1 protein-coding gene and 1 tRNA gene are annotated in these 4,820 nt (G+C 55.6%); both read right to left on the bottom strand.

The window, feature by feature from the left end; genetic code table 11:
• Window positions 1–89: 89 nt before the first annotated feature.
• On the bottom strand, window positions 90–4,250 hold the full coding sequence (locus FFS37_RS35505) for an NACHT domain-containing protein (RefSeq protein WP_137935538.1): 4,161 nt from the start codon (window positions 4,248–4,250) through the stop codon (window positions 90–92).
• Window positions 4,251–4,544: 294 nt separating this feature from the next.
• Window positions 4,545–4,630 (bottom strand) — tRNA-Leu (locus FFS37_RS35500).
• Between the last annotated feature and the right edge of the window lie 190 nt (window positions 4,631–4,820).

The following is a 4,820-nucleotide window of genomic DNA, read 5'->3' as shown; positions in this document are numbered from 1 at the left end:
CATAATGCGCACGGGTGATTTCAGTCCAGGCCATCGTGATCTCCATCGAATCTCGCAAATCCGACGGAATCACAACCTGCTGAAATCACTCAACTCTTTTTGGAACGGACACTTAGGTAATCCTCAGCCAGTTGCGAACGAAGGGCGTGTTCCAAGTTCGCTATCGTCCAACCCTTGTCGCCATGCTTCACCTCAATGGCGACCTCGCATGGCGCGCTAGCCGAGGCTATAACTATATCTGGCCGGTCTCGCTTCGCGACCTCGGTCTCTCGGTAGACATGGAATCGACCTTTGGCTCTCCAAAATACCTGCTCTGCTATCCAGTTTCGCGCTTCGTTTTCATCTTGTGCACGTTGCAAGAGCGGTCGTGAAGACACGTCGCCCTTGGCTAGGTGGAAGGTGATATCCGCCAGCACATTCATGACCACTAGCAGTAAATCCGCTCCTGTCTTGATGGGGGCGGTGTGCTGGCGCTCGAAAGTGAGCACCTCGCTGCTCGTCCACGCCGGAAACTCCGAATCTTTCTCGGCCTTTGAATGCGCAAGCTCGCGATATCTTTCGCTTCGATCGACAAACTCAGGCTCTTCGGCGAGGCGAAGCACGCTGCGATAGGCGTCCGGGCCTGGCCGGTCGAGCAACTGGGAGAGTATCGTATTGCGTGCGGTCTGCGCGTTATCCCGAGTGTCGGGCGAGTACGATCCAACATGGTCGTAATCATCCTGCGGGCGGATATGCTTATAGGTGAAAGAAAGAAGCTTCTCCAATCCGCTCAACGGTAAATCGGCTAAGGCACCTACGGCCAGCGATCGATGATGCCCATCGAAGAGAGTGGCTATGACGTTCGCAACCCGCGTGACGCCCGGTTCTGGTCTTTCCTTGCCGACCCAATCAATAAGCACACTCAAGGCGGATGAGGCGTCTAGCATAAACAATACGGCGAGATTGCGTAGCGCGAATTGATCCGCGTGGCTTGCAGCATGCTCGCTAAAACGTTGATGGATATTTTTGAATAAGCGCTCTCGCTGCTTAGGAGGTAATTCAAGCTTGCGAACGATGGCGACGGCATTGTCGAGCGTATTCGACGATCCGGCCTCCCGCGCGCCAATCACCTTTACCAGCGCCTGTTGAAGAGGTTGCGTCAGAACGACTTCCGGGGAACCGTAGTGATAGAAAAAGTCCGTGTGTCCGCGTTCTGTCGCCGCCCATTCCCATGTGAGCTCACGCTTTATGATCGGAAGCGTAGTAGCGGGCGCACGCAGTACTAAGCCGTCGAGCCAATCCGGATAGGGCTCATTAGAATAGATAGCGTGGCGGGTGGCGATGGCAATTGCTTCATCGTTGAGTTGATTGGGCCAATCGCCCGTTTCCCGGCTTTCGACGCCGATACCGGCAAAAGCGAGAATCTGAAGCCATTTGGATGTTACCATCCCACCAGGTTTACGAACGGGCCTCTCCGGCTTGGTAATCCGCCAAAGCGCCATCATTCCATCGCGATAGGCCTCTGCGACCGACCGGCCAAACCCTTCTTCCAGAAGTCGCCATTCGCGTGGTGCCACATGATTATATGCTTTGGCCCGTTGTTGGAGCCAATAGGTCAGATGCTTCAACCTAAAGACACCTGCTTTCCAGGAAACCAAATTGTCGAATCGAGACAACATCGCGGGATCGGCACGCAAGGAATCTGCAAACTCAATCCAGGATGCCTTGTCGTCGGCCGTCCTGGCTTCTTGTTTTCGCCGCCGCTTTTCCCTGTCATGATCCCATCGCCTCCGCTCATCGTTGTCAGGGCGAGGCGCGAAATAGGCATTGAGATCGCTGATGAGATCGGGAACGCCGTCGACCAGCGTATACAAGCAATCGCGTTCATTTTGCAGGCGATCTGCCATAGCCAAGGCCGAGACGAGCGCGCTAAGGGCCATTCGCCGATCGTCAATGTTTTCCTTGTTGCTGACGTCATCGGTAAGCCAGGAGATATCGGCTCCCGTCGGATGCCACAACACTTCGCCCGGAGTGAAAAATATCTGCCAGCTATGGATGATGGGGCGCTCGTCACTTGGAGCATGTTCCCGCTTTTCCGCAACATCAGCCCACATGAGAGCCCGGTTTAGTCTGAGATGACGTTGCACTTGGTCGCGCAAAGGCAGGCTGTCGTCGTCGTCTGCCGGGTAGTGCCTGTCCGCGCGCTCCACTGCCATTAGGAGCCGCACAAGGCCGTCACTCGGCTCGCCATTCAGGGCCAAAATTTCCGCTCTCGCAATGGGGCGCAAGAGGCTCGCCAGATATCCGAAACGCTCGGAGATGCGATGGTAGGGTTGGACAAACGGTGGCAACAGACAAAGGTCCGCAAGGCCCGCGATGAGCTTAGCCTTTTCGGCTCTGCTTGTAGCCGCGATGTACAGCGCGTGGACCTCGTAGGCGAAACCCTCGATTGAGTTCGAATTTGGCTGATGTGATCTTGCAATCAGGTTGAGAAGATCATCTGTGGAGATGGCCTTCGGATACAATGCCGAAGCTGCTCTTGCAGCCAAAGAAGCTGACAAGTCGGCAGCGTTCGCCAAGAATGCCTTTGCAAATTTCAGCAGTCGCGGCTTGTCGTCCAATTCGACCAGCGCCTGGATGGCAACTGTGCGCTGATAATCGCTCGCGTCGGTGTCGCAAGCCACATTTCTTACGATCTCGATAGTTCCCTTGATCGTGCCATCGCGGATGAGGCGGAGCAGGATGAAGCGAAATTCGTCCCGGTCGTTGAGTTCCCAAGCTTGACTGATCGACGACGAAAGCCGCTCGTCAGCGAACATGGCGAGATTGCGTGAATCAAGATAGGTGTCGGATATTTCTCCTGCCGCATGTTTAGCGGCAAATAGTGAAAGGATCCGTTGGCGTGTCTCGATCGGCAAGGAACGAGGAGCTCCTTTCTGAAGCAGGAGAAGAGGCTCGCGTCGGATGATTTCGTCACGGATATCCGGATGCCAGAGTGCCAACCATGCAGCGGCTGGCTGTAACGAAGGAACGATTGTCGGGACGCCGTACCGGTCGGCAAATATGAGATTCCAAATTTCGGCCTTGGGGCAGTTTTCAGCGAGCAGGCGGTCGAACCATTTCGCCGTCAGAAACTCCTGTGTCGAACGGTGATGAAAGCGAATCCGACCATACGTGGCCGGGGCAAACATCCCGCGGCGCAATAATGATGTACGCTCGGCATTGCTCCAATTGTCAAGCACGTGTGCGGGATCGATCGCGCCTGCTGAAAGGCTTGGATCCGTTTCGCTTCCCGGAGCACGCAAGGTGAACGATTTGCCCAATGTGAGCGCGGCGGCGAGCAGTTCGGCACCCGTACGGGCCTTTGCTGATGACAGTGCGTCGCTGTCGGCGCGAAAGGGATCGCTTTCGGACAGCATATGCGTAATACCGAAATCGATCATGGCATCAAGCGAGCCGAATGCCTTGTGTTCATTCCAGTAGGCAACCAGCTCAAGTATGTCGCCTGGGCGGTGCTGGAACGCTTCCAGTCCCCCTCGACCAAGTTCTCTGTCGAAGGCGTCGGTATCGGCGACACCGGCAGCCTTTGCAAACTTGACGGCTTGGTCGCGATCCAGGGACACAAGCTGCACCACCAGCAGCTCATGTGGTTTCACGCCGTGGGCTGCGATGCTTTGGTTGTCTTGTTCCGATCGGTTAAATATTGGGTCTAGCAGGCCGCTATGTTCGCTCCTGTCCTCGGCGACAGTTGCGGTTTGCCATGCCGGCAACCAATCCATGATTGCCCGTCTGTCGTCTGCTTGTTTCCAGTCGGTGACTCGGCACGATACAAAGATATGAGTTCGTTCGAGCGCCGCGCCGACTTCGCGTGCAAACCGCTTTAGAGCGCCTTCAAAACTTTTGCGATTGAGCCGAGCCTCGTCCACGGAATCCAGAAAAAACCATCCCTCCGAAGCGCGGGCTTTCCAAATCTCAAAGCTCTCGCTCTCTTGCGGCCCGAGCGCAGCTTCGAGGCCGTGATCCGCCAACTCTTCTATCCGAAGATAGAATGCAGGATGTCCCTCTGATGCGATCGTGCGCGCCTGATGGCGGAACTCTTCCGATTTTCCGCTTGAGGCTTCCGCTAAAAGAACCACCCGTCGATAGGAACGAAGAGCCTCCCAATCCATCCACCCATGAACCTTGGGACCCCATAGCTTGCCGATATTGGGATTGACCTCCTGATCCTTGCGAACGGGCGCAAACCAACGATGAAGTTCTACATAATTCATGGATAGTTCATTGAATCAGAGGAGTGCGCTACTTGCATACAGCCTTATAGAAAATGGACGGGGAACAAAACAACAGTATCGGTGGCGGATCATGGATTATCAAAACGCTCGCGAGTGACCTGACTGAGCCTTCCAATGCGGGAGGAGGTCTGGCGATGGAAGCCTTCGCGAATGAAGCGGTAACTCTTGAGGTTGTATGCGTTCGATGCGAAGATGATTACTTTGATCCAACATTTGAAACTGAATCCGATCCGGAGTGATCTGGGGTTGGGGCTCTGGCGATCCGAATGTTGCTGGTGCGGACGACGGGAATCGAACCCGTACGATCGGAGATCGAGGGATTTTAAGTCCCTTGCGTCTACCAGTTCCGCCACGTCCGCAGGCCAGCCCTTTTCAGATGCCTGACACAGCCCGTCAAGCCGTCTTCTTTGGCCTGTTCGAACGGCACCCCAGAGGAGGCGGTTGAGCGATACTGGTGCGATCGCGGAATTATCCGTGCCGCGCGCATCGCTAGGATGTGTGCGTGGTGGATTTGATCCGCCCATGGCCGGCGCCTCTCAGGCCCAACCC

It is taken from the genome of Mesorhizobium comanense, assembly GCF_005503535.1.
In the GTDB taxonomy this organism is placed as follows: domain Bacteria; phylum Pseudomonadota; class Alphaproteobacteria; order Rhizobiales; family Rhizobiaceae; genus Mesorhizobium; species Mesorhizobium comanense.
This window is presented reverse-complemented; position numbering and strand designations above follow the sequence as displayed.